Raw genomic sequence first — 26,250 nt, forward strand, 5'->3', positions numbered from 1 at the left:
TATCCGACCTTTCTCTCGGTTTGTCCCAGTATATGCTAGGAATCGGTCGATATTTCCGAAGAGAAGATGATGATTTTTCTTCATTCCAAAGGAAAAACGTAGCAGAAATTTGTATTTGTTCCCCAAACTAGATAAAATTGGAAGTAGATTTTTAGAGAAACAAAAAAGGATTGCTTATGTTACAGAAATTATCCCCAAACAGTCCCATCCTCCAAGCCACCTTCGGTTTGGAACGGGAATCCTTACGCATCAATGCTGACAACCGCGTGGCTCAGACGTCCCACCCAGAAAACCTAGGCTCACGCAATTTTCATCCCTATATCCAGACAGACTACAGCGAGCCACAGCTGGAGCTGATTACGCCTGTGGCTCATTCGACCAAGGAGGCCCGCCGTTTCCTAGGAGCCATTACGGATGTCGCTGTGCGGTCCATGGACAAGAGCGAGTACCTCTGGCCCCTGTCCATGCCACCTGTGATTTCAGAAGACGAGATTCAGATTGCCCAGCTGGAGAGCGACTACGAGTACCAGTACCGTGTCGGCTTGGCAGACCGCTACGGCAAACTACTCCAATCCATGTCTGGCATTCACTACAATTTTGAGCTAGGTAAAGACCTGACCCAACAACTCTTTGCAGTCAGTGGGTATGACGACCTTACCAGCTTTAAAAATACCCTCTATCTCAAACTGGCTCAGAATTTCTTACGCTACCGTTGGCTCTTGACCTACCTCTATGGAGCTAGCAGTCTGGCTGAGGAGGGATTTTTAGCAGATGAGATTGGCTGCGTGCGGTCCATTCGCAACTCCAACTACGGCTATGTCAACGCCCCCGATGTCCACATCTCCTTCTCTTCGCTAGAGCAATACGTGACCGACATCGAACAAGCCGTGGCTAGCGGTCAGCTGTCTGCTGAAAAGGAATTTTATTCAGCTGTCCGCCTCCGTGGAGCTAAGACCAGTCGAGAATTCTTAACCAAGGGCATTACCTATCTGGAGTTCCGCAACTTCGACCTCAACCCCTTCGAGCCACTGGCTATTAGCCAAGAAACGCTGGACACCACCCATCTCTTTGCCTTGGCACTGCTCTGTCTTGATGATATGGACCAAGTTGATGAAGAGTTGGCTCAGGCGGCAGACCTCAACAACCGCATCGCCCTCAGTCATCCCCACACCCCCCTACCAGCAGAGGCAGATGCCAGCCCTATCCTGACCGCTATGAAGGCTATCGTTCAGCATTTCGGACTGGATGATTACTACAGTCAGCTCATTACTCAGGTAGAGACAGCCCTTCAAGACCCTCGTCTGACCCTTTCTGGAAAAATAGCAGAGCAGGTTGAAGATGGGTCTCTGGAAAGATTTGGCCAGCAGCAAGGACGACTCTTCCATGACTATGCTTGGACAGCCCCTTACGCCCTCAAGGGCTATGAAAACATGGAACTCTCCACCCAAATGATTCTCTTTGACGCCATTCAAATGGGCTTGCATGTCGATATTTTGGATGAAGAAGACCAGTTTCTCAAGCTCTGGCATGGTGACCATGTCGAGTATATCAAGAATGGCAACATGACCTCCAAGGACAACTATGTCATTCCTCTCGCCATGGCCAACAAGGTCGTAACCAAAAAGATTTTGGACCAGGCTGGTTTCCCAGTGCCTGCGGGAGCTGAATTTGCAAACAAGACAGATGCCCTGCGGTATTACGGACAGGTAGCCAGCTCTGCTATTGTTGTCAAACCAAAATCCACCAACTTCGGTCTTGGCATCTCTATCTTCCAAGAACCAGCCAGCCTTGCGGACTATGAAAAGGCCCTGGACATTGCCTTTTCAGAAGACAGCCATGTACTAGTGGAGGAATTCGTAGCGGGAACCGAGTACCGCTTCTTCGTCCTGGACGGCAAGTGCGAGGCTGTCCTGCTCCGCGTCGCAGCCAATGTCGTGGGGGACGGTAGCTCAACCATCCGTGAATTAGTGGACAAGAAAAATCAAGATCCACTGCGAGGGCGTGACCACCGTTCGCCGCTGGAAATCATTAACTTGGGTGACATCGAACTGCTTATGTTGGAGCAACAGGGCTACACGCCTGATACAGTTTTGCCAGAGGGCGTTCAAGCCTTTCTGCGTGGCAATTCTAATATCTCAACAGGTGGCGACTCCATCGATATGACCGACCAGATGGACGAGTCCTACAAGCAACTGGCCGCTGATATGGCGACTGCTATGGGAGCTTGGGCCTGTGGTGTGGACTTGATTATCCCCGACCGCACCAAGCCAGCCAGCAAAGAAGATCCTAACTGTACCTGCATCGAACTCAACTTCAACCCTGCCATGTACCTGCACACCTATACTTACGCAGGACCTGGGCAGAGCATTACACCAAAAATCTTGCGGAAATTGTTTCCAGAACTATAGCTTTCAACCAAGAACCTTAACGGTTTCTTGGTTTTTTCTTTTCGAGGGTAGGCAGAAAGCTTCGTTTTTTGAATAAAAATGTGAAAACGGATTCTTTTTTCGTCCATCCGATTCATTTTTTGTTACAATATATGTATATAGTAATAAAAGCGTTTTAAGCAAGTTCAATGAAAAGGAGTTTAGTATGAAATTGCGAAGCTATTCCCTTCTTACAGGTTTGGGCTCTGCCGCAGTCACCGCCGGTCTCTTGATCAGCCTGTCTGTCGCTCCCTTGTCCATCCACGCTACGGAAGTAGCCATCGAGAACTATCCGACCCTAGCTGTGACAAATGCTGAGGTGACCATTCAAGGCTACCTTGTCGCTCCACTCAACAGTAGCGGGACAGCCTTCGAAGCTACGAACAAAACCAACATCGGACTAGGAGCTAGCCCAACGACCGCTGCCACCGATACCATTCCTGTACAATTACGGGAGCCTTTGCGCAGTCAATTCAACCTGGTTGACCATCCTGAGTTGATTGGTAAGTTGGTTCGCATCACCGGAACAAGCGAGCGCTACATGGGCAGGCCCGGTATCAAATCAACGACCAGTATCCAAGTATTGGACGAGGCAAGCTCATCAGTTGAAACCCCAGCTGAACCGACTGGTTCAACCGAAACTCCCCCAGCTACAGAAAACGCCCAGCTGACCTCTACACCCATTTCGACCGTTCGAGCAGGTAACTTAGGCACCAGCTATACCATTTCTGGAAAAATTATCAGCGCGGTAAATGCTTGGGGTGGCCATGGTTTTTACCTTCAGGGATCCGATGGAGCCGGAATTTACATCTATCCAGGAGCAGCCTTAAGCTACCAGACAGGCGATACCGTTCAACTGACAGGAACCCTTGGAGAATACAAGGGCGAACGTCAATTAACTGCAGTCAGCCAGCACCAGCCTGTGACCGAATCAATTGAGACTCCTGTCCTTGAGACCACCATCGCCCAATTGCCCAACCAACAACAGGCAACTATGATTAGCCTAAAAGGGGTAACCGTTGGACAAATCCAAAGCGACAACTATCAAAATTCGACCTTCTCTGTAACAGATGCCGATGGACAGACCGTTGAAGTCCGTCTCGATAGCCGATCCGGCATCAAGACCGCTGATCTGCTTACCCACATCAACCAGGGAGACAAGATCAACCTCACTGCTGTTTTATCCACTTTTAATGGTAAATTGCAATTAAAACCATTTGCCCTGTCGCATTTTGAAGTGGTTGAAAAAGCCAGCGCACAACCAAGCCAAACCGAAGAAGTGACGGTCGGGCAAATCCAAGGAGCTAGCCACAGATCTCCTCTGGTTGACAAAAATGTGAGCCTAAAAAATGCCGTAGTGACCTATGTCGTCTCCAACAATACCTTCTATGTCCAAGACCATACACCAGACAGCGATCCAAAAACATCAGACGGCATCCTCATTTACACAGATTCTCTCAAAACAAACGTAAAAGTCGGTGACCAGGTGAGTCTTTCTGGACGAGTTGAAGAATACCTAGGCAGAGGATATGCGGAACGTGAGGACACCGATTTAACCATCACACAAATTCGAGCTACTGAAGTAACTGTGGATGGGACTGCACCTGTACCAGCTCCTATCGTCCTTGGTCTTGATCGAACCATCCCAGCAGATATTATTGACAATGACGGCTTTGCACAATTTGATCCAGAAGAAGATGCACTCGATTTCTGGGAATCACTTGAAGGCATGGTTGTCGCCGTTGATGATGCAAAAATCCTCGGCCCACTAAAAAACAAGGAAATCTACGTTACACCAGCTGCTGGCCAGCTGACTCTAAATAAGGTTGGCGGTGTTAACCTTCGACCTGACGGAAATAACACCAACATTATTCCCCTCCTTTTGAAAAACGGTAAACAAATTGTCAAATCAGGGGACTATTTTACTGGCCGAATCGCTGGACCAGTTACCTATTCTTATACCAATTATAAGGTCTATGTAGATGACAGTACCTTACCACCCCTTCATGAGGGAACGACACAACCTGAAACAACTACCATTCTTCCAAGCGAGGACAAGCTGACCATCGCTTCTTATAACATTGAAAATTTCTCTGCTGACAGCAAGTCAACATCAGATGCTAAAGTCCAACGCATTGCCAAATCCTTTGTTGCAGACCTGCATTCTCCAGATATCATCGGATTGATTGAAGTGCAGGACAACAACGGTGCTACAAACGATGGCACAACGGATGCCAGTCAGAGTGCCGCACGCTTGATTGCCGCTATTCAGGCAGCTGGAGGTCCAGCCTATACCTATGTGGACATTGCTCCTGAAAATAATCAGGACGGTGGACAAGAAGGGGGCAATATTCGTGTCGGCTTCCTTTATAACGCCAACCGCGTCAGCCTTTCCGATAAACCAATTGGTACTGCAACACAGGCAGTAGTTTGGGAAAACGGCGAACTCAACCTTAGTCTTGGCCGCATCGACCCAACCAACAGCGCTTGGGCTGCTGTCCGCAAAACACTTGCAGCTGAGTTTGTCTTCAAAGGCGAGAAAGTCGTTGTCCTTGCCAACCATCTCAATTCAAAACGCGGCGACACCGGCCTCTACGGAAAAATTCAACCGATTAGCCTCCAGTCAGAGGTAAAACGCCATGCCCTAGCTCAGATTCTTTCTGACTTTACCAAGACAGGTCTAGCTCAAAATCCGAGTGCCAATGTTGTTATGTTAGGCGACTTCAACGATTTTGAATTTACCCAAACAGTTGGCATATTAGAAGCAGAAGGAATGGCAAACCTGGTCAGCCTTCATGATGCAGCAGACCGCTTCTCCTATTTCTACAACGGCAATAATCAATCACTAGATAACATTTTGGTCTCTACCAATCTCCTTGATCGCTATGCCTTTGACATGGTCCATGTCAATTCAGCCTTTATGGAGGAACATGGCAGAGCTTCTGACCATGACCCACTCTTGGTACAGCTAGATTTGACAAAATCTGTAACGACTACACCAACCGAACCAAATACAGACCAACCTACCGACACAGCACCTACAAACACTGGTGAAACAAACAAGGGGCAAAACGGAAAAAATCAGACTGAAACCGAAAAAGAAACCAAGGAATCAGCTACTGTTTCTTCAGAAACCAACCCAGCACCAATAAAAACGAGCCGGAAAAAAATCCTACCTCGTACAGGACAGGAAGCGAGCTTTGTTTTGATTTCGCTAGGACTTCTTACCTTGGCACTCAATCTATTCAAAAAATGCAACCGCTCCTAATAGAGTTTAAGCCTGAAAGCCTGACTTTCAGGCTTATTTTCTTCCCCCTCCCTCTCCACTTGTGCTATAATAATCCTTATGGATAAAATTATTAAGACTCTATCAAAAAGCGGGCATTTCCGTGCCTTTGTGCTAGACAGCACAGAAACCGTAAAAACTGCCCAAGAAAAACATGACACCATGGCGTCGTCCACCGTGGCTCTGGGCCGCACCCTCATCGCCAATCAGATCTTGGCTGCCAATGAAAAAGGCGATACCAAGATTACCCTGAAAATCTTGGCCAGCGGTGCTGTTGGGGCTATCATCTCCGTTGCTAATACCAAAGGTCAGGTCAAGGGCTACATTCAAAATCCAGACTTGGACTACAAACGGACAGCGACTGGTGAAGTCATCGTTGGGCCGCTTGTGGGCAATGGCCAATTCCTGGTCATCACAGACTACGGAACAGGCCATCCTTACAACTCCATGACACCCTTGATTTCGGGTGAGATCGGTGAAGACTTTGCTTATTTCTTAACAGACAGCCAGCAGACACCTTCTGCGGTGGGACTGAACGTGTTATTAGACGAAGAAGACAAGGTCAAGGTAGCTGGCGGATTCTTGCTGCAAGTTTTACCAGGTGCAACTGAGGCTGAAATTGCCCGTTTCGAGAAACGCATCCAGGAAATGCCTGCCATTTCGAGCTTGCTGGCTTCTGAAAACCACATAGAAGCTCTGCTATCCGCCATTTATGGCGACGACGACTTCAAACACCTATCCGAAGAGGAAATCGGCTTTGTCTGCGACTGCTCTAAAGACCGCTTCCTCGATGCTCTAGCCAGCCTGCCAAAAACAGACCTGCAAGAGATGAAAGACGAGGACAAGGGCGTGGACATCACCTGTCAATTCTGCCAGACCCATTACCACTTTGACGAAAACGATTTGGAGGAACTCATCAATGGCTAATCTCAACACCCCTTTTATGATTGGTGATGTGGAAATCCCCAATCGCTGCGTGCTGGCCCCAATGGCTGGCGTGACCAACTCGGCCTTCCGCACCATTGCCAAGGAAATGGGCGCAGGCCTGGTCGTTATGGAAATGATCTCTGAAAAAGGCCTTCTCTACAACAACGAAAAGACCCTCCACATGCTCCATATCGACGACAACGAATACCCCATGTCCATCCAGCTTTTTGGTGGCGATGCCGAAGGACTGAAACGGGCTGCGGACTTCATCCAGAAGAACACCAAGGCCAATATCGTGGACATCAACATGGGCTGCCCCGTCAACAAGGTCATCAAGAACGAGGCCGGTGCCAAGTGGCTCAAGGACCCCGACAAGATTTACCACATCATCAAGGAAGTGACCTCGGTCCTCGATATTCCCTTGACCGTTAAGATGCGGACCGGTTGGAATAACACCGACCTGGCGGTCGAAAATGCCCTGGCCGCAGAGAGTGGCGGTGTGGCTGCCCTAGCCATGCACGGACGAACCCGCGAGCAGATGTACACAGGAACGGTTGACCTGGAAACCTTGACCAAGGTGGCTGGCAGCCTGACCAAGATTCCCTTCATCGCAAACGGCGACATCCGCAATGTCCAAGATGCCCGCCAGCGAATCGAGGAAGTCGGAGCCGATGCCGTCATGGTCGGACGAACTGCCATGGGCAATCCTTACATCTTCAACCAAATCAACCACTATCTTGAAACAGGAGAAGTCCTGCCCGACCTCTCCTTCGATGACAAACTCAATGTCGCCTTCGACCACCTGACCCGATTGACCAATCTCAAAGGTGAGTCCGTTGCCGTCCGCGAATTCCGTGGCCTTGCTCCCCACTATCTCCGTGGCTCAGCAGGTGCTGCCAAAATTCGTGGCGCCGTTGCCAAGGCAGAAACCATTGAGCAGGTCCAAGAACTCTTTGACCAAGCCAGAGAAGCCTATCAAGAACGGATAACCAAATAATATCAAAAACTCCAGTATCAGCTGGAGTTTTCTTTGTTTTATAAACTTTCTTTCAAACGGTAGGTTTTTCTGGGTTTGCGTTTGGGCAGGCGCTCTTCCCCCACTTCTTCCACAAAATCTCCATATTTGGCAAGGAAATTGTTGTGGAGTATTTTTTTGTCAGGAGAAATCAGATTGACCAAGTCCGTCGCAGCATAGATGGTAAAAGGTTGCTGCAAGAGATTGAGAAAAGTAGGATTCCACTTCATTCGCCCTTGAATCCGCTGGATAGAGGTCATAACAATCTCATAATGGTCAAAGGCAAAATCCTCTGCCCCCAAGACCTGATCCTCATAGAAGCACTGCGCTGTCTTAAAATCTACATCAATCACAATCGGCTCCCGTCCATCTGGACCTGGCTTGACCAAGTCCAAGGCCTGACTAGGCAGGTAAACCAAGTGTGCAATGGTCATCATCCAGCCCCGCGGATCCCGTTCTGGATTGGAAACCGTCAAAAGCTGCTCAATGTGATTCCGTGGCAAATCCAGTCCTGCTTCTTTTTTTATCTCACGCTGGCAGGTCTGGTAGGCATCCTCGCCTCTGGCAATAAAGCCACCTACCAAGGAGAGTTTGTGTTGACAAGGATGGGCAGCCCGCCGAATCAAGAGGAGCTTGATTCGACCCTGGACAAAACTATAAACCACCATATCAGCCGTTACACTAGGCTTTTCAAAACGCGGCAAATCCTGTTGTTGGTACCAGGCCAAAAATTCTTCTTCCGTCCCATATTTTTCATAATATTCCTTGTCTGATAGACCTTCTGGCCTAACCATCCTACGCCACCTGCCCCTCTTTTATAGACTTAGACCACTGGTACCAACCAACCGCACTGTTCAGGGCATAAACCCAGTACATGGCTTGCATGTGAAGAGAAGTCCCCCACCAGAGATAGATAGAGAATAGATTAGTCGCAATCCAGAAAATCCACTGTTCACGGTAAAGATAGGTCATCAAAAATTGACCCGTCCAGTTGGTCCCATCTGTGATAGAGTCACGGAATGGACGAGCCGAACCAACCGATTGATAAATCAAGCCAAAACTTGCCCAAACCAGTAAAGTGAAGCCCAGCCATTTGATCCAGCCCTTCAAGTCCAACTTACGGGCCTCAAACTCCGTCTTCTCCTCTTCCGCCACTCCATTAACACGGGCAGTCAACCAAAAATAAAGACCAACTGGCTGCATGACAATGAAAAAGATGGCTGTCATTACTTCTCCATAAAACATATTTTGGTAGGAGAGGGCAAAGTAAATCACACTATTCAGAAAACCAAAAAAGTAGTTACTTGCACGACCTTCTGCCACCATAATCACGCAGACAATGCCCGTCCAGGAGGTAAAAAGCCCAACCCAGTCATGATTGGCAGCACCATTGGTAAACTCTAAGACAAAAGGCACACTCGACAGGACCAGTAAGTAAGACCATTGAAAGAGCGTCCGCCCTAAAAACAGGTCTGCAACAACCGCCTGCAAGACCCCAAGTAGCCCCATTTTCCTTGCCCTGCTTGCAATCGCAGCCATATTTTCTGGAACCTGTGTCACAGCGGTCTTCATCCCTTCGATACGCTGAAGCAATTGATTCATATCTTCCTCCTAATATTCCTGATAAATACCATCGATCAACTGAATGGCCTTGGCATAGTTTTCTGCATAATCCCCACCGATATAAGCCAACTGGGTTTGCGGATGGTTTTTGGCAACCAAATCCTTCAAATGCTCGGTGAAGGCATTGCGAATGTCAGCGTCAGCCATGGTCATATCCCGAAAACCATCATCAACATAAGAACCCGTCGGCAAGACAAAGATAATCAAATCCCATTTTTCATTCTTCACCGTATCCGCACAAAGCGAGTGGAAGGAACTAGAAGTTTCACCGATGTAGTAGTCGTAGTAGGCTTCTGTAACAGTCGCGTTGGTATCTGCAATCACCAATCCCCTGTTGGTCTCCGAATCAATCAAATCAGAGGTTTGCCGGTATTGACCTGTCAGAAGATAGTTGTAGTCCTTTCCTGTCAACTCATCGTCACGGACATTGTAGCGTTGCTGGTAGTAGCGGGCATATTCCAACGAAACGGGACAGGAATAATAGCGGCCCAGATCTCGCACTAGCGTGGTTTTTCCATTTGAAGCTGAGCCGACCACCAAGACATTCTTAGAAAAGTGACGTCGGAAGGGCTTGGCGATGGAATTCCAATACTTGGCAGGATTTTCCCGAATCAGTGTCGCAGAAATCCCAAAATTTCTCTCCGTAAAGGAAGCTAGATAGCCCCGTGACCGCAATTCCTCTGCATACTCTTTTTCTGAAACATAGAAGACCAAATCCTCGTCTTCCCGAGGAGAAACCAAGGCCTCCAAGGCTTCTAACCAAGGGGTCCAACCCTCTGGATAAGGCGGCATGCCAGTCTCATCCAACTTAAAAACAGAAACTAAGGCTTCGTCATTAAAGGTTTCACGGATATAGCGGAAGCGCTTCTGCAAGCCCAAACCAATCTGATGTCCACGGTCCTGATCATAGCCCGAAACGATGACCACCGCTCGGTCATTTTCTCGTTTGGCACGCTGAATCAAGTCAATGTGCCCCTTGTGCATTGGCGCAAAAGTCCCAAAGATAACTGCAACTGTTTTTTTCATAGATAACCTTTTTATATTTTTTTATATTTTCTATCATACCCCTTTTTCCATAACCAGTCAAGACCTATTTATTATTTTTTATAAAAAGGTGTAGTAAAAAGAAACAGGTTTCCCTGTTTCTCTCGAGTCTATTCGTTCACACTCTCAAACTTGAGCTGGTTGGCCTTGACACCCACTTTCAAGGTCATACCTGCACCAACATCTTCGCGCAAGAGCATTTCCGCCATCGGATCTTCCAATTTTGTTTGGAGCAAACGACGGAGTGGACGGGCACCCATTTCTGGATCATAGCCTTCCTTGGCCAGCAATTTAAGAGCTGATGGTTGAAGTTTCAGAAGGATTCCCTTGCTCGCGGCAACCGCAATCAATGGCTTCACCATCACTTTGACAACATCCAACATATCCGACTCTGTCAAACTGTGGAAGACTACTTTTTCATCAATACGGTTGATAAATTCAGGGCGATAAGCCTTTTTCAACTCTTCGAAGATCCGTTTTTCAACTTCCTTGTGGTCCTTGGACAAATCAAGAGCTCCAAACCCAACGGTCTTATCATCACGAAGAGCGGTTGCTCCTAAGTTAGAAGTCATAATAATCACCGTGTTGGAGAAATCAACCTTGCGACCCTTGCTATCGGTCAAGACACCATCATCCAAGACCTGCAAAAGCACGTTAAAAATATCTGGATGGGCTTTTTCTACCTCATCAAAGAGCAGAACAGAATAGGGTTTATTACGAACTTTCTCTGTCAGCTCGCCACCTTCTTCATAGCCAACATAACCAGGAGGCGCTCCATTTAGGCGACTAGCCGCAAATTTCTCCATGTACTCACTCATGTCAAAACGAATAAGAGCCGATTCATCATCAAAGAGAACTTCTGCCAAAGCCTTGGCCAACTCTGTCTTACCGACACCAGTTGGCCCTAAGAACATGAAGGAGCCAATCGGTCTGCGTCCTGTCCGAATACCTGACTGATTACGGCGAATGGCACGACTGATGGCAGAAATCGCCTCATCCTGTCCAATCACACGCTTGTGCAACTCCTCTTCCAGATGGAGGTATTTCTTGGCGTCCGAACGACTCAATTTAGACACAGGGATCCCTGATAGGACACTCAGAGTAGATAAAATATCTTCTTCCGTCACTTCTAGCTGATACTGGTTGCCCTCCTCCTGAGCAACCTGCGCCTTGACCATCAGTTGGCTGACCTTCTTATATTTTCCAGCCATCAGCGCCTGATCCAAGGCAGTCAGATCACCTTCTGGCGCTTGACCCTTGGCACGATTTTGCACCTTGGCAGAGGCTTCATCTAACAAGTCAATGGCCGAATCTGGCAGGTTCTTACTGGTCAAATACCTCTTGGCATACCGCACCGCTGTTGCCAAAGCCTGATCTGAAATCGAAACCTTGTGATGAGCTTCATAGGAGGATTTCAACCCCTCTAAAATCTTGATACTATCTTCCACACTCGGCTCTTCAATCAAAACCTTTGCAAAACGACGCACCAAGGCCGCATCTTTTTCAATATGCTTTTGGTACTCATCCTGAGTCGTTGCCCCTACTGTCCGCAAGGTTCCACGAGACAGGGCAGGCTTAAGGATATTGGCCGCATCCAAAGTCGAATCAATCCCTGAACCAGACCCCATAATCGTGTGCAGCTCATCGATAAACAAAATCACCTGACCATCTTCTTCGATATCATTGATGATATTGTTCATCCGTTCCTCAAAATCTCCACGAAAACGTGTTCCAGCAATCACATTCATCAAATCCAGCTCAAGAACCCGCATATTGACAAGGCTGGCTGGCACTTGACCATTAGCGATTCGCTGGGCCAAGCCCAAAGCTAGCGCAGTTTTTCCGACACCCGCATCCCCAACCAAGACTGGATTGTTCTTGGTTTTTCGTGAGAGAATCTGGACCATACGAGCAATTTCCTCATCTCGACCAATCACAGGTTCCAATTGACCAGAACGAGCCAAGAGCGTCAAATCCCGTGTATAATCTTCCAGACCTCCACTTTGTGGCTGAGGCATACCCATCATGTTTCCTACATTGGCTTGCTTGGGTTTTCCGCCCTTCAAGATACTCCGGATGGCTTTGAGGTGGTCCTTGGTAAAACCTGCCTTACCTTCCAAATTTTTCCGCAAATCAATAAAGCGGGTCTTATCACCACTATCTTCAAAATGAAAACCAACCCTGTCCAATATTTGCGATGCAATCGAGCGCTTGTCCAAGAGAATGGCCATAAACAGATGCTCTGTCCCTAGTTCCTTAGCCTTGACAATCTCTGCAATTTTTTCCGCTAGAATATTGACCTCGACCATGCGGCTGGAAGACGGCAGAAAATCAAACCTCTCCAACTCTTCTTGATAGACTTTTTCTGTCACCACAAAAGTGGCTTGCTCATAATCAGAGATAGAAGCAGGATATTCTGCCAAAACAGAGCCTGCAATCGTGTCTGGATTGATCACAAAAGCCAGCAATAAGTGCCAAGTCTCCAAATACTCGCTCCGGTAACGTTGGGCAATCAACTGAGCATCTTCAAATACTCCTTGTAAACCTTTTGAAATCTTTTTTCCCATTTAATCCTCTTTCCTATCTAAGCGACGCAATACCTGACGCATCATACGCGCCCGAATACTGTCCGCATCTCGCCCCAAAACATCATCTGACCCAGTAGCCAAAAAGAGGTTGCCCTCTCGCTCTGTCATCAAGCCCTCATCAAACAGCAACTGCAATATATCTGAATAGACCGTCGCAGACAACTGCTCACCCATATTATTTAACAAATCATGGACCAGTTCGTGCTTATCCGAAAAAGTAATCCGACCAATGCGAATATAACCCCCGCCACCACGCTTGCTTTCCACAATATAACCACGGCTGGCTGTAAAACGGGTTTTTATCACGTAGTTAATCTGACTTGGCACCACTTCAAACCGACTGGCCAATTCACTCCGACGCAATTCTGCCACATTGACCTGGTCCAAGATGGCTTTGATATGCTCTTCGATATAATCCGATGTATTTTTCATCGCCATAGTATCGCCTCTTTCTTTGACTATCTTTGACCATTATACTATTTTTGTTCACATTTTGAAAGCGAAAGCCTCACTTCCACACAAACGTAGCCAATTTTTGAAATCTGCTCTGCTTTTTTCTATAATAAAAGAAAAAACAGAAAGGACTAGGGCTCCCGTATTTAGTTGAACTGAATACGGGCTAGGGACTGGGCCAAAAAGATAAACGAGAACTAGACGCTTGCATCGTCCTTCTATTTTCTATTTTGTCTGTGTCCACTTAAGGCCCTTTATATCTTATACCATGAACTTTCAAGACTACATCCAAGATTTTACAAGTGTGACCGTGGAGCAGGCACAGAACCTTCTAGCTGCCAAAGAGGGCGGCATTCTCTTCATCGGACGTAGCACCTGCCCATACTGCAACCGCTTTGCACCAAAACTCCACAAGGTCGCCCAAGAAAAGCAAGTGACCATCCACTTCCTCGACTCTAGCCAAATCAGTCCAGAACTCCAGACCCTTCGCGACCACTACCAAGTTCCTACCGTCCCAGGTCTCCTCGTCGCTAAACCTACTGGAGTCCAAGTCCGCTGCGACTCCAGCATGACGGAAGAAGAGATTGCGGCTTTTATTCAAGGCTAATGCTAGACATTTCCTACCAAGCCAACACCTTCCACATCTCTCATCACGGAAGACCAGTCGGCAAGATTCACAGCTACCAAAATCCCTACCACCAGACCAATATCTATCTTCGACTAGATTTGGTCGATTACGATTGCAAAATAGCAAAGCAGCTCTTCCAGTCCCTACAGACTTCCTTAGGCGGAAAACCTCTTCAAGTTATGCTCTCCTCTGCAGAGCAGGAAAGAATCCATTTCCTTACCGCAGCTGGCTTTGTCTGCAAGCGGAAATGTTATGAGTTCGAAGTGACCAAGCAAGACTATCTCAGTCAAACAGGCACTTCCAACTTAAGCATAGTCCGCAAAGGCACCGCACCTTATCAAATAGCCTGTCAGCAAATTTTTGACCACTATCAAACAGTCCACCAAGACATCAATCCTTGGACTGCCAGTCAAGAAGACTTTGAAAAGGATCTACCTGACCTGGTTTATACAGACTCAGAAAATTGGGCTTTTATAGAAAACAATGAAATTGCCTACGTATGCGGAAAAGATGTACAAAGCTTTGGTTCCTTCATCCAAGTAGTTATTTGCCAACTATTTGAACAGTATGAACAGATTAGCTTTGAGGCTGATGACTGCGATCCTATCGCCATGCATTTAGCTGACCAATTCCGACAACCAAACAAGCCTAGCTGGGATACTTATATTTTAGAAATCTAACAAAAAGCACCGACCACATGGCCGGTGCTTTTTAAGGAGATTATGAAAAATATTTAGGATTGATACTAGTATAACTCACTCGACCCGTTCAGACATCAGCCTTAAGACCGATTTTACAAAAAAGAACTCCCTGTCGGAAGTTCTTGAATTGTCGAGTAGTCTTTCAGTTTGCTTTTAGTAGTCGCTTCAAAGGTTTGGGAATCCTTTGAAGACTGGAGATAGTGCGAACCAAATTAGCCTCAAAAGAGCCGTACAGCTTGTACATGTACAAGATTGGAAATCGAACTTATGAAGCAAGTCATATTCGTGAAGTAGTGCCCTCAATATAAAAAGAACCTCCTACTCGGAAGTTCTTCGTTACATCTTATTTACCAAGAGCTGCTGCCATTGTCGCTGCAACTTCTGCTTCAAAGTCGTTTGAAGCTTTCTCGATACCTTCACCCACTTCGAAACGAGCAAATTCTACAACTGAAGCGTTTACTGAGTTCAAGTAAGCTTCAACTGTTTTGCTGTCGTCCATGATGTAAACTTGAGCAAGAAGTGTGTATGCTTGGTCAACTTGAGTGTTGTCAAGCATGAAGCGGTCCATTTTACCTGGGATGATTTTGTCCCAGATTTTTTCTGGTTTGCCTTCTGCTGCCAATTCAGCTTTGATTGCTTCTTCAGCTGCTGCAATCACTTCGTCAGTCAATTGAGCTTTTGAACCATATTGCAAGAGTGGCAATGCTGGTTTGTCAACCATTGCACGGCTTTCGTTGTCTTGTTCGATTTTGTGGTTGATTTGTGCCAACTCATCTTTAACGAATTGCTCATCCAATTCAGTGTAAGAAAGAACAGTTGGTTTCATCGCAGCGATGTGCATTGAGATTTGTTTTGCAAGGGTTTCGTCGCCACCGTCGATAACTGAGATAACACCGATACGGCCGCCGTTGTGTTGGTATGCACCAAATGCTTGAGCATCTGTTTTTTCAACCAATGCAAAGCGACGGAATGAGATTTTCTCACCGATTGTTGCAGTTGCGTTTACGTATGCTTCTTCAAGGGTTTCACCTGAAGGCATTGTCAATTTAAGAGCTGCATCGTTGTCAGCTGGTTTACCTTCTGCAATTACTTTAGCAGTAGTGTTTACCAATTCAACGAATTGAGCGTTTTTCGCAACGAAGTCTGTTTCAGCGTTGACTTCGATAACTGCTGCTACGTTACCGTTAACGTAAACACCTGTCAAACCTTCAGCTGCTACACGGTCAGCTTTCTTAGCTGCCTTAGCCATACCTTTTTCGCGAAGCAATTCAATCGCTTTTTCGATATCACCGTCAGTTTCTACCAATGCTTTTTTCGCGTCCATAACGCCAGCACCTGATTTTTCACGCAATTCTTTAACGAGAGCTGCTGTAATTTCTGCCATGTCTATTCTCCTTGTTTGTTTTCTATAAAATAGAGGAGCGGGCTCAGCCCTGCCCCTCTAGGATTGTTTTTGTTGTTTAGAATTGTACACGAGCTAAAACCATATAGATTTTAAATCGTCCTCGTTACTTATTCAATTGTACTCAGGCTAAAATCTTAGTGAAAAAGATAAACTTCCTTGTATGCAAGCATACTGCGTCAGTTTCCTATTTTCATACAGATTTCTAAACGCCTTCGTTACTTATTTACCTTCTACAACTTCAACCAATTCTTCGATTGATTCTGTAGATGCTGGTTCAGCTACGAATTCAGCTTCAACTGCTGCTAGACCATCTTCACCTTGGTTGCCTTCGATGATAGCGTCAGCCATTTTAGCTGTAATCAATTTAACAGCGCGGATAGCGTCATCGTTAGCTGGGATGATAACATCGATATCATCTGGATCAGTGTTTGTGTCAACCATAGCTACAACTGGGATACCCAATTTTTTAGCTTCTTTAACAGCGATTTGCTCTTTGTGTGGGTCAACAACGAACATTACGTCTGGAATGCGTGGCATGTCAGCGATACCGCCCAAGAATTTTTCAAGACGAGCACGTTGTTTGTTCAACAATGCTACTTCTTTCTTAGGAAGCACTTCGAACGTTCCATCTTCTTCCATACGGTTGATTTCTTTCAAACGAGCGATACGTTTTTGGATTGTACCCCAGTTTGTAAGAGTTCCACCCAACCAACGGTGGTTGATGAAGTATTGACCAGCGCGGATAGCTTCGTCTTTAACAGCTTCAGCAGCTTGCTTTTTAGTACCTACAAAGAGGATAACTGCGTCGTTTGCTGCAGCGTCACGGATGAATTCGTAAGCTTGGTCAGCCAATTTTACAGTTTGTTGCAAGTCGATAACGTGGATACCGTTACGCTCTGTGAAGATGTATTTAGCCATCTTAGGATTCCAGCGACGAGTTTGGTGACCGAAGTGTACACCAGCCTCAAGAAGTTGTTTCATTGAAATTACTGCCATGAGTATTTCTCCTTTTTGTTTTTTCTCCTCTCCCGAACTTCGACTTGCAGCCCAACCTTTCGGCAACAAGACCACAATTGGTCCGAGATGAGTATTTGTCGCACAGCAACTCTATTAGTATATCAGAATAACTGTCTATTTTCAAGTAAAATAGTAGAGAAATTCGGCAAAATTCGGCACATTAAATTCTCAAAGTAAGTTCTAGTCTAACCCCAAAATTAGAAATGGGGCTGATACGAAAATTTCCACTTGACCTATTTCACTATTTAAGGTACAATATTCTTTGTTATGGCGGTATAGCCAAGTGGTAAGGCACGGCTCTGCAAAAGCTTGATCGTCGGTTCAAATCCGTCTACCGCCTTTTAATCTTCTAAAAAACCTAGGAAACTTCCTAGGTTTTTTGCTATTCTTTTCGTTTCATATTTCCAAGAGCTATAGCTCCACCAAATAGACCTAACAAAGAACTTATAAAGACACTTCCCAGGTTATCCCCAGTTTGAGGCAGTTTCCCACTAGTATCCGCTGCCAATGTACCTGTCTCTCCTTTTCCGCTTCTTTCAAATAATTCTCTGTGAGGTATGGACACTTCTATTCTCTCGTCAGAAATTCCTAATGCCTCCTCATGTTTTGTAAGTCTCCCCAAATACTCCACACCATCTTCTCTTGTATCGCCAGTTAACAGCACGATTTCAGTAGATTCTGTTTGCGGAATCAGTGAGCCATCGTCTTTTGACACTAGTACAGGAGTTTCCGATTTCGGAATAGGAATGCTAGAGGCTTGATCCTTATCTGATTGCTCCACACCGTCTTCTCTTGTATCGCCAGTTAACAGCGCGATTTCAGTGGATTCTGTTTGCGAAGCAAGCGAATTCTCTTCTTTTGGCATTGGTACGTGCGCTTCCGATTTCGAAATAGGAATGCTAGAGGCTTGATCCTTATCTGATTGCTCCACATGAAGGCCACTTTCAGGAACCTGCTCAGATACCTCCTTGTCATTTAACCGTACCTTATATTTCTTCACAACAGCATTTCCAAAACTGTCACTCAAATCAAGTTTGACTGTATCTCCGTCTTTCAGACTATGTAGCTCATAGCGAAAGTCTTTTTCATTATTTCCATACTGCCTCCAGAAACCTCCTCGAGCTACAAAATCTTCGTTGATCTTCAAGGACCAATAAATTCCATTATCCTTGGCGCTTCCGGTAAGTATCAAGTGCCCATCAGCATCTGCCAGGAGGATTCCTGCATACTGATTTTCCTCGTCTTCATCTTCATTACTATCCACTACCTGTCTTTCCAATGGTAGCACCTCATTTTCCAGCTGTAAAACAGGGTTTTCTGTATCAACCAACATCTGATATTTCTTCGTGTAAGTCAACTCATCCGCCTCATTGTACACACTTATATCCACAACATTTCCCTCTTCAATTAGGGTAACTGGATAGGTCAACTTCCCATCCTCAAAATAGCGTTTTTCGCCACCATTGATGCGCACAGAATGAGCTTGTTCGGTTTCTGCTTCTATTTCAAATGTAAATAGATAAGTCCCATCTTCTTGCTTTTTGAAGTCGACCAACTCGCTATCTAGCTCACGACCAAGACTTTCTTTATTGAAACGAATCGGGTCAATCAACCAGTTATTAACAGTAATCGGAACTTCTGTTTCTTCCTCATCATCCAGACTCTCTGGACTTGTATTGATACGAAGGGCCGTCGATTTATTGCCCTTCTCATCTACCGCAGTTAACATGATGGCTCTAGGAAAATCAGACTTAAAGAAGTCTTGCTCAAAACTGCCGTCTTCTTTTACATCTATGATTTTCAGCACTCCCTTACCAATGTCTAAATTGGAATAGTAAAGTTTGATGTCCTTAGGAAGACTAACATTATCACTCACTTTCCCCTTCAATGTAAAACGCCCGTTTTTACCAATCTGGATAACCTCTTCATCCTCTTCATCTTTTTCAATATCAAGATCAATTGTCGGCTTTTCATTATCCACCAAATAATTCAAGGTTTTAGTGTAAATAAGGTTGCCGTCTTTATCTTTCAAGATTAATTCAAAACTATGACGTCCATCTGATTGCTCTGGAATTTGGAGAGATAGTTGACCATTTTCCAAAGAGTAATTCACAGCCTGAGCATCCAAGTTAGCCTGTACATCGGAAACTTGGGCTGAGACGTTCGCTTTAATTTCTACAGTTTTCTTACTGCGAGTTGCCATCAAATCTTCCAAATTTTTAAACTGGATTACAGGCGACACTAAGTCTTTTTCAACAGCAATCACATTTCCCGCTATATCCATCACTTCAACACGGAGATAATTTTTAGCATCGAGTGGCAATTCCACTTCTTTGAGATGGTAATGTAGTTGACCTGAATCATCTACAACCTTTTCAACAAGAAGATTTTCTCCATTTAGATTAGCTCGAACCTCCCAAACCTTATTATTATCCTTGGCTGTGACGACTAATTCTTTATGGCTAGCTAATCGACTAGTATCGATGGCTAAAATCTCAGGTTTTTGATTATCAATTTTGACTGGCAGATAAGTATACTGATAGGCCCCGTTTTCTTTGTTTTTCACCCGCAATCTGAAGAAATATTGTCCTTCTGGTGCTGGTATGTTTTCATCCTGGCTTGCATCGTACAGTTTTCCATCCCAGCGGTGCAATTCTATCGGGGTACGAAACTTGGAATACTCCGAAAGACTTTCAAAATAATCTACATAGCGAATGCGAGATAGCATGGTTCCTGTGTCAATCCGCCTTAGAACAGGAGCATCTTCTGTAGCCTCTTTTACAATATCCAAGTCATAGTTGGTAATATCCCTCAATAGCGCAAATCGAACAAAGGCATTTCCAATCTGACTGTCCGAATGCTGGTTTTGAATTGCGATATTTTCTGGATTGAGAGGCGATTGATTATCTTGAATCTTTTCACGCCCAAGTTCAATATAGCGCCCAGACTTGTTGTATTTATAGCTAGATAAAACCGAGGTCAGTTTCAATTTAGAGTCTGTTTCCCAAGTCGGTGCATCAACAATCCTTTCTTTTGACCAGTCACCAACAAAGCCAAAATAAGGAATGCTGATGTCAGACTGCCCCTCCGTCAATGATTTGAAGTAAATATACCCTTCTGCAAACTGGTCCTTCGCTTCTCCTGCATCCAGTCTCAGGCGAATGGTTTTCTTCTCTTTCGGACCTAGTTGAATGGATTGCTCAGAAAGATGAAGACTCGCCCCCTTGATTTCTGCCGCATGAATCTCTTTAACTACTTTTCCAGAACGTCCTACTCTATCAACAGGAATATCTTGACTAGTCAATACTTTCCCGGCTGAAATAGCAAAGCTTCTTTGTTGGTTCCCCAGATTTTCCAAGGTCACCTCAAATTCTGTCTCACGCCCTATTTCTTTTAATTCCACCCCTCCTTTTAGACGGTGGTGAAGAATCACGTCTGTTTCAAAGGCTCTATCGATCTGCAACAGACCAGCACCTTGTTGTCTCGGAGAATTTTCCAAAGCATGCCCAGATGAATCTAGAACATCAACCAAAGGGGTAGCAGTATTCATCAAAATGATTCTCAGCAAATCCATCCTAGTCATGCCTTCTGGTGGTGTCATTTGGCGAATCCGTGGCAATAAAAGTGCACTGGCACCCGCCACAATTGGCGAAGCCATCGAAGTCCCTGACATGGAGCCATAACGATTGTCATTCAAGGTTGCATAAACATCCTCTCCCGGCGCCACAATCTCTGGCTTCAATTCTAAGTTGACCGTAGGCCCCCAACTAGAAAAACCTGATACAGTCGGCACTTCAATCAACTTCTTCATTCCAATTGTAGGTTTAAGAACCAAACCAGTGTTACCTTGCGATTGGTTGGCAACTTCCAATAATCGCCTTCCATCTTCCCCGCTAAGACTAATTCCCCAGATAGAGGAATAGGAAAGCAAAGTCTTATCATCTACCAATAACTGATGGGTCTTATAATAATCCTTGTTCCATCCCTGATCAGTGTTTACCACAACAAGTCCAACAACATCCTTGAATTTCAAATTACGAACGGCATCTTTCAAGTCAAACTTATCATTTTTGATAATCGCTACTTTACCAGCCAAATTTAGCCCCTGTACCTCTTCCCAACGACCATTTCCAGCATCTACAAATTCATAATTTCCCTCTGGAAGTGTTGTATAGCCAATAGGATAGTAGCCAAAAGACTGCCCATTCAGCATAAATTCACGTTGAACAAGATGGGTATTTCTCGCCGAACCAACCCCGATAACTGCAGGAGTCGCTGCCACACCAACTGTTGTTGCCGTATCCACAGCTCCTAAGGCATTATTTGTATGCAAGTCAAAGGAGGTGTCTGAAGAGGAGGCACCAGCATTACCAATAGCTGCTGTAATGATAATCCCCTTTTCTGCTGCCCTCTTAGCAATCGTGTAGTAGGCATTCCCTGGCAGCCCGCTATCATAATAACCAACGCTCAAACTAATGACATCTGCCCCGTGTTTGATAGCATCTTCAATAGCAGCATAAGCAGCATCCTCCGTCTCAGCTTTATAATTTTTAGGGTCATTTGAAAAAATCTTGTAGACTAGCAGTTGTGCGTTGGGAGCAATACCATCAATCCCCTGTTTAGACGCAACTTCTTCGTCTGTTGCATTTCCAGCCAGAGTTCCTGCTATGTGCATACCATGTGGTTCGTGGGTATCATCGTAGAGATTATCGTTACCAGATACGTAATTATAGCCATGGGGAACTTTCAGTGTGTATGTCCCTGTCGTAGATGGAGTAATTTCCTTGATTTTAGGGACGACACCTTCATCCAACCTCATGTCTTTGTGCTTAATATCCAAACCAGAGTCAATGACTGCAATCACCATTCCGCGACCATCTGTCTGATATTTAGAACTTGCTTTTAAGGCACCAACCAGCTGTTTAGCAGTATGAAGAGTCGGTCGGATACGGCGACTCTCTTCTAAAGAGGTTAATTCGGTAATTGCCTTCACATCAGACAAACTTTCTTTCCCTACCTCTACAGATGCTCCCGTTAAAACCTCCTTATACTCATGAACAATTTTAACGCCATCAATTTTCTTTAATTTATCCAATACAAGATTTCGGTTCTCGTCGGAAAATTGTAAAATATAGCGCCCTCTTGTCACCTCTTCTGGCTCAACCGGTGATTCCTGCGGGCTTGTTTGAGGAGCACTAGCTTCTTTTCCGCTAATGTCTTCTTTTTCCCTTGACTCATCTGTTGTCTTACCAGCTGTAGTTTTTATCTCGGTCGCAGCTCGATCTGCGAGAAAACCTGACTCTTCTTCTGCCTCTGTATCTACAACTTCTTCGACCACTTCCTCTTCAGCAACTGGTTCATCCACCTGCTCCATTTTAACGGCTTCATCTTCTTTCTCTACCTCAGCATCTTGCTTACTGTCCATAGCCCTTGCTAGCATAACCCTAGGTTGCAATTCTTCTCCGCTAGTATCTGCTTGAACCATCGGGACACCCGTGATAAAAAAGCCTATTGATACCGATGCCACGCCGACACTTAACTTCTTGATGCCAAAGCGTTGTTTACTCTCGATTTGAAACCACTTTTGTTTCATAAAAACCTCCGTTTTTTAATTTTGGTTAATTTATAAATTAAGTATACCTAATTTTATAATTTTTTCAAATATTTGGCAAGTTTTTTTGAACCCTACCTCAACAACAAGAAAAAGCACAAGTTTCCCTGTGCTTTTACATATTTATTACAAGTCAGCAATCTGGCTCAAGTTAACTTCAGCAATGGTATCATTACCAAACATAGAGATAACCATCTTGACCTTGTTGTTGTCGATTTCTGTGATTTTACCTGTGTAGTCGGTGAAGGCACCGTCAATGATACGCACAGTGTCGCCAACTTTTACATCAATATCAAATTCTTGAACAGTTTGACCCATAGATACCAAGATTTGACGGATTTCTTCTTCCAAGAGCGGTGTTGGTTTTGAACGGTTACCGTGTGAACCCACGAAACCTGTAACGTTTGGTGTGTTACGCACTACAAACCAAGCTTCGTCGGTCATAACCATTTCCACCAAGACATAACCTGGGAAACGGTTTTCTTCTACTTCCTTGACCTCACCGTTCTTCTCAACTTGAACGGTCTGAGTAGGAATTTCTACACGAAGAATGTTTTCTAACATGTTATAGGTGTGAGCACGTTGGAGCAAGTTCTCCTTAACCTTGTTCTCATATCCTGAATAGGTTTGCAAAACAAACCAGCCCTTATCAAAACTATCGTACATTTTTATCTTCCTTTCTATGGAACCACTGCATTTTTAGACGCTAAAAAAAGCCCGAAGGCTTTCGCTTTTCTTTATTATATCACTTCCATTTTACAAATGGCAAGTATTTTCTAGAAAAGGTTAATTAAACTGATAATTCCTCGTGACAAAATCAAGTCAAAGAGGTATACCACTGTTACGAAAAAGGCTGTGTATTGAAGTACAGATGAGAAATCCAACCAGCTCTGCTTACCGCTTGGCCAAGTGGTTTCTTTTAAAATTCGAAAGGTATCTGCAAAAAATTTCACAACAAACTCCTATCTTGTTTCCTTATGTGGCTGGTATTGTCCACAATGCTTACAATATTTATTTACTTCCAACCGTACTGGTCTTGGATTGCTCGATAATTGAATTGAATAGTTACGAGACCCACAAACTGTACAGGCTAAACTTGCTTTTTTAAGTGCCATAAGCCCTCCATCCAAACTATTGTAACACGTTTAAGAGGTTTTGACAACTACTGGAACCACCCAATCACCGTATCAATCAAGGTCTTTGCACGTTCTGGTAGTTGGGCATCCACGATATTCTGTTTGGCTTGTTCCAATAAGTTTTGTGTCTGCTGACTGACCTCAGCAATTTGATCCTGCAAGGCAGTATCTTCTGTCGTCTGACTCACATCTTCAGCGACGGAGACAATTCCATTTTGTACGTAGGCATTTTCAACACTAAACTGCGTGCCAGCCGTATTGGGCAGGATTGCTCCTGCAACAGTACGAAAGACCTGAGGGGCCATCCAGGAGTTGCTATCATCAATATAGTGGCTTTCGTCTGTAACCTCAAAGCCAACCCATTGACTAATCACCAAATCTGGCGTGTAGCCAATCACCCACTGGTCATTGATTAATCCTCCATCAAAACCAGTTTCTGTTGTTCCAGTTTTTCCGGCGATATTATATCCGTAAACATCCGCATTAACTCCTGTACCATTGGTAAAGGTACCGAGCATCATGGAGGTCATCTTATCGGCAACAGATTTGTCAATCACTCGGGTCGAGGATTCCTTATGTTGGCCCAAGACCTTTCCATTGGCCGACTCAATGCGGGTAATCAGATGGGCATCCTTCATCACACCCCCATTTGCAAAGGTCGCATAGGCTTGCGCCATTTCCAGAGGATTGGTGGACACACCACTACCGATAGACATGCCGAGAACTTTTTCCACAGAATCCATCTCAAGCCCAAACTTCTTACCATATTCAAATGCCTTGTTCAATCCTAAAGTGTTGACAATAGCAGCGACCGGTAGGTTGTAAGAAAGCGCTAAAGCTTGGTACATAGGAACGGTTTCCGAAGTTGTACGATCATAGTTATGGAGTGTATAACCACCATAGGTCTCCGTGTGGTTGTCAATCTCACGATCAATCGCCCACCCCGCTGCGACAGCTGGCGAATAGGCGACCAGTGGCTTAATGGTCGAACCTGGGCTTCGAGTGGACTGGGTCGCAAAGTTAAAACTGCGGAAGGATTGACCTTCGGAAGAATTAACACGGCCAACCAAGGCACGAACCCCACCCGTTGTAGGATCCAAAGCAACACTTGCCGATTGGGCAGAGCTGCCATCAACAGCTGCCGTTGGAAAGAGACTTTCATCATCATAGATGACCTGCATGCTGGCCTGGGAAGCTTGGTCCATCTCAGTATAGATACGATAACCATTATTGATGATATCTGACTCCGTCAGACCATAGCGTTCAATCGCTTCAGCAATGACAGCATCAAAGTAAGAAGGATAATTATAATTGCTCTGCTTGCCTGCGTAGGTGTCATTGAGCTGACTGGCTAAATCAACCTGAAAACCAGCATCTGCCGTTGCCTGATCAATCGCCCCTGCATCTACCATAGCCTGCAGGATCGTATTACGACGATTGGTCGCATTTTCAAGTGAATAATAAGGGTTATAAATTTCCGGTCCCTTCAACATCCCTGCCAATAGAGCAGCTTGTTCTAAGGTCAGCTGGCTGGCAGAAATACCAAAATACTTTTGACTGGCGTCTTCTACACCCCAGACCCCATTCCCAAAATAGGCATTATTGAGGTACATGGTGAGAATCTCTTCCTTGCTGTATTTTTTATTGATTTCCAGGGCTAGGAAGTATTCTCTAGCCTTACGGCTAATTGACTGTTCTTGGGTCAAGAATGCATTTTTGGCCAACTGCTGGGTAATGGTGGAACCACCGCCAGACCGCCCCAGCGTCAGAACCGCCAAGATAGTCCGCATGTAATTGATTCCTGAGTTTTCGTAAAAAGTCCGGTCCTCTGTGGCTATAACCGCCTCTTCCATGACATCGGAAATGGCGTCCAATTCAACATAGGTCCCTTTTTGTCCCGACAAAGTTCCTGCTTCCACACCGTCCTTGTCATAAATGACCGTCGTAGCTTTCAGGGCAGCCTGCAGGTCTCCAACATTTGCCGTCTTGGCCAAATAGAACAAGTAACTACCAACCGTCAATATCCCCATTCCGACAATAATGAGAAGGATCTTAGTTAGCTGGTAGCGACGCCAGAACTTGCGGATAGGTTCTGGTATGCGCGAAGGCTTCTTTGGTTTGGGATCCTGACCACCACGGCTCTTGCGTCGGCTCAATCCCTCTTGTTCTAGACTGTCTTGTCCAGACTGGTCTGGTTTATCCATTTTTTCTTTTTCATCTAATCCCTTTAACTGGATGGTTTCTTGTAAATCCTGGTCCATCATCTCTTCCTTTCTATGTGAATTTTGTACCATTATACACCATTTCGTAAAAACTAGCAGAAAAAAGCCTGCGATAACTTGTGACAACAGACAGGGAATTTTTTCCAAAAATATGATAAAATAGGGTCA

General features: G+C 45.2%; 18 protein-coding genes and 1 tRNA gene. 7 read left to right on the forward strand and 12 right to left on the reverse strand.

What is annotated here, in order from left to right; all coding sequences use genetic code 11:
- Positions 1-176: 176 nt before the first annotated feature.
- The 4 genes from gshAB to dusB all read left to right on the forward strand — a co-directional run bounded on the left by gshAB (position 177) and on the right by dusB (position 7,636).
- Positions 177-2,408 carry a bifunctional glutamate--cysteine ligase GshA/glutathione synthetase GshB gene (gene gshAB, locus PXH68_RS08395; protein ID WP_248028230.1) on the forward strand — a complete coding sequence of 744 codons (2,232 nt, stop codon included), beginning with the start codon at positions 177-179 and terminating at the stop codon, positions 2,406-2,408.
- Positions 2,409-2,592: 184 nt separating this feature from the next.
- The gene (locus PXH68_RS08400) at positions 2,593-5,694 is read left to right on the forward strand and encodes a DUF6359 domain-containing protein (protein ID WP_248028229.1); all 3,102 of its coding nucleotides are present in this window, start codon (positions 2,593-2,595) and stop codon (positions 5,692-5,694) included.
- Positions 5,695-5,772: 78 nt separating this feature from the next.
- Positions 5,773-6,639: an Hsp33 family molecular chaperone HslO gene (gene hslO, locus PXH68_RS08405; RefSeq protein ID WP_248028228.1), complete on the forward strand. Its 867-nt coding sequence runs from the start codon at positions 5,773-5,775 to the stop codon at positions 6,637-6,639.
- Positions 6,632-7,636, forward strand: a complete 1,005-nt coding sequence (gene dusB, locus PXH68_RS08410; protein ID WP_248028264.1) for a tRNA dihydrouridine synthase DusB — start codon at positions 6,632-6,634, stop codon at positions 7,634-7,636. Before hslO ends, dusB begins: the two co-directional genes overlap by 8 nt.
- A 38-nt stretch (positions 7,637-7,674) precedes the next feature.
- Here the strand turns inward: dusB and PXH68_RS08415 are convergent, their stop codons facing one another.
- The 5 genes from PXH68_RS08415 to PXH68_RS08435 form a co-directional block, all read right to left on the reverse strand.
- A complete protein-coding gene (locus PXH68_RS08415; RefSeq protein ID WP_248028227.1) occupies positions 7,675-8,448 on the reverse strand; it encodes an NUDIX domain-containing protein in 774 nt (257 codons plus the stop codon).
- Between the two features lies 1 nt (position 8,449).
- Positions 8,450-9,256: a nicotinamide riboside transporter PnuC gene (gene pnuC / locus PXH68_RS08420; RefSeq protein WP_398582962.1), complete on the reverse strand. Its 807-nt coding sequence runs from the start codon at positions 9,254-9,256 to the stop codon at positions 8,450-8,452.
- A gap of 9 nt (positions 9,257-9,265) precedes the next feature.
- Positions 9,266-10,303 carry an AAA family ATPase gene (locus PXH68_RS08425; protein ID WP_158456482.1) on the reverse strand — a complete coding sequence of 346 codons (1,038 nt, stop codon included), beginning with the start codon at positions 10,301-10,303 and terminating at the stop codon, positions 9,266-9,268.
- Positions 10,304-10,431: 128 nt separating this feature from the next.
- Entirely contained in the window at positions 10,432-12,888 is a 2,457-nt protein-coding gene (locus tag PXH68_RS08430; RefSeq protein WP_248028225.1) for an ATP-dependent Clp protease ATP-binding subunit, read from the reverse strand.
- A complete protein-coding gene (locus PXH68_RS08435; RefSeq protein WP_248028224.1) occupies positions 12,889-13,347 on the reverse strand; it encodes a CtsR family transcriptional regulator in 459 nt (152 codons plus the stop codon).
- A gap of 283 nt (positions 13,348-13,630) precedes the next feature.
- Here PXH68_RS08435 and traF point away from each other — a divergent pair, with 283 nt between their 5' ends.
- Positions 13,631-13,969: a conjugal transfer protein TraF gene (gene traF, locus PXH68_RS08440; RefSeq protein WP_248028223.1), complete on the forward strand. Its 339-nt coding sequence runs from the start codon at positions 13,631-13,633 to the stop codon at positions 13,967-13,969.
- Entirely contained in the window at positions 13,969-14,670 is a 702-nt protein-coding gene (locus PXH68_RS08445; protein ID WP_248028222.1) for a GNAT family acetyltransferase, read from the forward strand. Before traF ends, PXH68_RS08445 begins: the two co-directional genes overlap by 1 nt.
- 364 nt (positions 14,671-15,034) lie before the next feature.
- Here PXH68_RS08445 and tsf read toward each other — a convergent pair whose 3' ends face one another.
- Together tsf and rpsB are read right to left on the reverse strand one after the other, a co-directional pair.
- Positions 15,035-16,075, reverse strand: coding sequence for a translation elongation factor Ts (gene tsf / locus PXH68_RS08450; RefSeq protein WP_248028221.1), 1,041 nt, complete (start codon positions 16,073-16,075; stop codon positions 15,035-15,037).
- Positions 16,076-16,315: 240 nt separating this feature from the next.
- Positions 16,316-17,092 (reverse strand): 30S ribosomal protein S2, encoded by a 777-nt coding sequence (gene rpsB / locus PXH68_RS08455; protein ID WP_172044535.1) that lies wholly within the window; start codon positions 17,090-17,092, stop codon positions 16,316-16,318.
- Between the two features lie 290 nt (positions 17,093-17,382).
- Between rpsB and PXH68_RS08460 the strand changes: the two genes are divergently transcribed.
- Positions 17,383-17,453: transfer RNA gene (locus PXH68_RS08460), tRNA-Cys, on the forward strand.
- A gap of 42 nt (positions 17,454-17,495) precedes the next feature.
- Here the strand turns inward: PXH68_RS08460 and PXH68_RS08465 are convergent.
- The 5 genes from PXH68_RS08465 to pbp2a form a co-directional block, all read right to left on the reverse strand.
- Positions 17,496-22,706: a S8 family serine peptidase gene (locus PXH68_RS08465; RefSeq protein WP_248028220.1), complete on the reverse strand. Its 5,211-nt coding sequence runs from the start codon at positions 22,704-22,706 to the stop codon at positions 17,496-17,498.
- A gap of 144 nt (positions 22,707-22,850) precedes the next feature.
- Positions 22,851-23,390, reverse strand: a complete 540-nt coding sequence (gene nusG, locus PXH68_RS08470) for a transcription termination/antitermination protein NusG (RefSeq protein ID WP_044689788.1) — start codon at positions 23,388-23,390, stop codon at positions 22,851-22,853.
- A gap of 110 nt (positions 23,391-23,500) precedes the next feature.
- Positions 23,501-23,677 (reverse strand): preprotein translocase subunit SecE, encoded by a 177-nt coding sequence (secE, locus tag PXH68_RS08475; protein ID WP_248028219.1) that lies wholly within the window; start codon positions 23,675-23,677, stop codon positions 23,501-23,503.
- A gap of 9 nt (positions 23,678-23,686) precedes the next feature.
- Positions 23,687-23,839, reverse strand: a complete 153-nt coding sequence (rpmG, locus tag PXH68_RS08480; RefSeq protein ID WP_158456468.1) for a 50S ribosomal protein L33 — start codon at positions 23,837-23,839, stop codon at positions 23,687-23,689.
- Positions 23,840-23,886: 47 nt separating this feature from the next.
- A complete protein-coding gene (gene pbp2a, locus PXH68_RS08485; protein ID WP_398582980.1) occupies positions 23,887-26,121 on the reverse strand; it encodes a penicillin-binding protein PBP2A in 2,235 nt (744 codons plus the stop codon).
- Positions 26,122-26,250 lie beyond the last annotated feature (129 nt).

The sequence above is a fragment of the Streptococcus sp. 29896 genome (assembly GCF_032594915.1).
Taxonomy (GTDB): domain Bacteria; phylum Bacillota; class Bacilli; order Lactobacillales; family Streptococcaceae; genus Streptococcus; species Streptococcus suivaginalis.